The organism is Rhodococcus sp. O3, from assembly GCF_048897285.1.
In the GTDB taxonomy this organism is placed as follows: Bacteria; Actinomycetota; Actinomycetes; order Mycobacteriales; family Mycobacteriaceae; genus Rhodococcus.
In genome coordinates this window covers 1-3,388 of the sequence record NZ_JBMBTE010000251.1, presented here as the reverse complement: position 1 = coordinate 3,388, position 3,388 = coordinate 1, and the positions used below count along the sequence as shown (strand labels likewise).

General features: G+C 70.9%; 3 protein-coding genes and 1 riboswitch. Of the genes, 1 reads left to right on the top strand and 2 read right to left on the bottom strand.

Annotated elements, in window-relative coordinates:
* Positions 1 to 41: 41 nt before the first annotated feature.
* Complete coding sequence (locus ACN675_RS28470) at positions 42 to 797, bottom strand: cobalt-precorrin-4/precorrin-4 C(11)-methyltransferase (protein ID WP_420754005.1); 756 nt, start codon at positions 795 to 797, stop codon at positions 42 to 44.
* Entirely contained in the window at positions 794 to 2,005 is a 1,212-nt protein-coding gene (gene cbiE, locus ACN675_RS28465) for a precorrin-6y C5,15-methyltransferase (decarboxylating) subunit CbiE (protein WP_420754004.1), read from the bottom strand. Before cbiE ends, ACN675_RS28470 begins: the two co-directional genes overlap by 4 nt.
* 40 nt (positions 2,006 to 2,045) lie before the next feature.
* A riboswitch (cobalamin riboswitch) is annotated at positions 2,046 to 2,241 on the top strand.
* Between the two features lie 33 nt (positions 2,242 to 2,274).
* On the opposite strand from cbiE, the gene ACN675_RS28460 reads away from it, so the two are divergent.
* Positions 2,275 to 3,388, top strand: a 1,114-nt coding sequence (locus ACN675_RS28460) for an ATP-binding protein (RefSeq protein WP_420754006.1), incomplete at its 3' end; no start/stop codon positions are given.

Genomic DNA, 3,388 nt, shown 5'->3' with positions numbered 1-3,388 from the left:
CGAAGGAGACGAACGGTACATTCGCTCGGACGGAGGGCGGGTTATCGCACCCGGTCGCGGGCCGGATCGTAGAGATGCGAGCACGCGACGTCCGCCTGCTCCCGGATGCCGAGTGCCCTGCCGACGAGGATGACCGCGGTGTGTTTCAGTTCCGCCGCCTCGGCGAGGTCCGCGATGTCGGCGAGCGTGCCGCGCAGCACCACCTGGTTCGGCCGGGACGCGAACGCCACGACCGCGGCCGGACAGTCCGTTCCGTACTCTGCGCTCAGTTCTTCCGCGATCGTGCGGATCCGCGTGATCGCGAGGTGCAGAACGAGGCTCGCGCGAATCCCCGCGACCTTTGCGAGCGCCTCGGCGTCGGGCATCTTCGTGGACCGGGCCTGCGTGCGGGTCAGCACGACGGTCTGCGCGAGTTCGGGCACCGTCAGTTCGGTGCCGAGGGTCGCGGCGGCCGCGGCGTACGCGGGCACCCCCGGCGTGACGTCCCAGGGCACGCCCGCGGCGTCGAGTCGCCGGGTCTGTTCGGTGAGTGCCGAATACAACGACGGGTCACCGGAGCACAGCCGCACGGCGTCGAGCCCGCGCCGGTGCGCATCGACGAGGTGTGCGATGATCTCGTCGAGATCGAGGTTCTGGGTGTCGATCAGCTCGGCACCGGCCGCACAGTGCGACAGCACCTCCTCGTCCAGGTAGGTGCCCGCGTACAGCACCATCGGCGCCTCGCGCAGCAGGGCAACCGCCCGCAGCGTCAACAGATCGGCTGCCCCCGGTCCGGAACCCACGAAATGTACTGTCATATTTTACCTTTCACGACACTCCATTGCACCACCGGTCGCAGCGCCTGCCAGCCGGTGAACGTTCCGATCGCGGCAGCGTGCTCGACCGCCAGACGCGTGAGTTCTCCACCGCGGCGCTTCCACCACTCGACCAACACCGCCTCGGTCTCGAGCGTCACCGCGTGTGCGACGAGGCGGCCACCGGGACGCAGCGCATCCCAGCAGGTGTCGAGCACCCCCGACCGGCTGCCTCCACCGCCGACGAAGATCGCGTCGGGCGTCTCTAGTCCGGCCAGCGCGGCGGGGGCGGCACCGCGCACGACCGTCACCGTGGTCGGGACGCCGAGCCGGGCGGCGTTGCGTTCGATTGCGGCGGCGCGGGCGTCATCGTGCTCGAGCGCCACCGTGCGGCAGCGCGGATCGGTGCGGGCCCACTCGATACCCACCGATCCGGCGCCCGCCCCGACGTCCCACAGCAGCTGCCCCGGCTTCGGCGCCAGCGCACACACCGCCGCTACGCGGATCGGACGTTTGCTGAGTTGCCCGTCGTGCTCGAAACATTCGTCGGGGAGGCCGGGCGCGGTCGAAAAGCCCTCGGCGCCGGAACATTCGATGCACACCAGGCTCAGGTCGGCAGCCGGCATATCGACGAGGTCGGCGGCCCGCCCGTCGCGGCGCGTTTCGTCGATGGGGTGTCCGAGGTTCGCGAGCACGGTGACACGGGCTTCCGCGAAACCGGCGTCGACGAGCAGTCGCGCCACCTCCGCCGGACCGGAGGCGTCGGAGGTCAGTACGACGAGGCGTCGGTCGCACGTCAGATAGCGACGCAACGTGCCGACGTGACGTCCCACCAGGGTCACGGTCTCGCAATCCTCTGCAGCCCAACCCATCCGGGCACGGGCCAGCGCAACGGAGGACACCGCCGGGATCACCCTCACGGCATCGGATCCGAGTCGGCGGACCAGCGTGGTGCCGATGCCCGACACCATCGGGTCACCGGACGCGACCACGACGACGCTGCGCCCGGCGTGCCGCGCCAGCAGGTCGTCGAGACCGGCGAGCAGCGGGGACGGCCACAGCTCGCGGAGAGCGGACGTATCGGGCAGCAGCGCCAGATGCCGGCGTCCGCCGATCAGCACGTCGGCCTGCAGCACCTGCGCCTGCCCGTCGGAGGTGATGCTGTCCCAGCCGTCCGCACCGACGCCGACGACGGTGATCGAGGAACCCATGGCGGTGAACCATAACCGAGACGCTCCGGCTACACTCGGCGGCGGCAGTGACAATCGAGGTGCCCCTCACGGGGATAATCGGGAAGCCGGTGTGAATCCGGCACAGGCCCGCTGCGGTGACCCGGGAGTCGTCGATCACGCGCGAAAGCGCAGCCACTGGACCGTCGGTCCGGGAAGGCGATCGCACGGCGCTCGACCGGGAAGTCCGAATACCGGCCTCGATTCGGCTGCCGGACAGAACGTCCCAGCGGGAGCCTGTGGAGGATCTTGTGCACGTGTATCCGTTCAGCGCCGTCGTCGGCTCCGACGACCTGGCGCTGGCCCTGACCCTGTGTGCCGTCTCGCCGGCGATCGGTGGGGTGCTGGTGCGCGGCGAGAAGGGCACCGCGAAATCGACGATGGTGCGCGCACAGGCGGCACTGTTGCCGCAGGTCACGGTGGTCACGGGATGCCGTTTCGGCTGCGATCCCGATGCCCCGGATCCGGCGTGTGTCGACGGTCCGCACCCCGCCGGTGCCGCCGCGCACACCCGCCCGGCCCGGCTCGTGGAACTGCCGGTCGGCGCCACCGAGGACCGGGTAACCGGATCGCTGCACCTGGGCAAGGCGCTGGCCGAGGGGTCGGCGGAATACGAGCCCGGGCTGCTCGCGCTCGCGCACCGCGGCGTGCTGTACGTCGACGAGGTGAATCTGCTGCACGATCACCTCGTCGACCTGCTGCTCGATGCCGCCGCGATGGGCCGTTCGACGGTCGAGCGTGACGGCGTCTCCGTCACGCATGCGGCCCGGTTCGTCCTGGTGGGGACGATGAACCCGGAGGAGGGCGAGCTGCGGCCGCAGCTGCTCGACCGATTCGGGCTCACCGTCGAGGTCGCGGCGCCGCGTGACCCCGGACAGCGTGCGGAGATCGTCCGGCGCCGGCTCGCGTTCGATGCCGACCCGGAAGGATTCGTCGCGCAGTGGTCCGACGCCGAGGCCACGTTGTCGCGTCGCATCGCCGATGCCCGGCTCCGGCTCCCGCACGTGCTCCTGCCCGATGCCGCGCTCGTTGCGATCGCCGAGGTGTGCGCAGCGTTCGACGTCGACGGGATGCGCGCCGACCTGGTGACCGCGAAGGCCGCGGTCGCGCACGCCGCGTGGTGCGGACGTGACGAGGTGACCCGCGAGGACATCGCGGTCGCGGCGAAACTCGCTTTGCCGCACCGGCGTCGCCGCAATCCGTTCGACTCCCCCGGGATGGACGACCGGCTGCTCGACGACCTCCTCGCCGACAAGGACGGCGGACCCGACGATCCCGACGACGATCCGAGCGGTGGTTGCGAGGGTCCGGACACCGCCGGGCCGGATTCCCCGGCTCGGCCTGCAGAGGCGACGGTGACGGCTC

Excerpts from the sequence above, each read along its gene's own strand:
- ACN675_RS28470 (WP_420754005.1), bottom strand. The coding sequence starts at position 797 with ATGACAGTACATTTCGTGGGTTCCGGACCGGGGGCAGCCGATCTGTTG.
- cbiE (WP_420754004.1), bottom strand. The coding sequence starts at position 2,005 with ATGGGTTCCTCGATCACCGTCGTCGGCGTCGGTGCGGACGGCTGGGAC.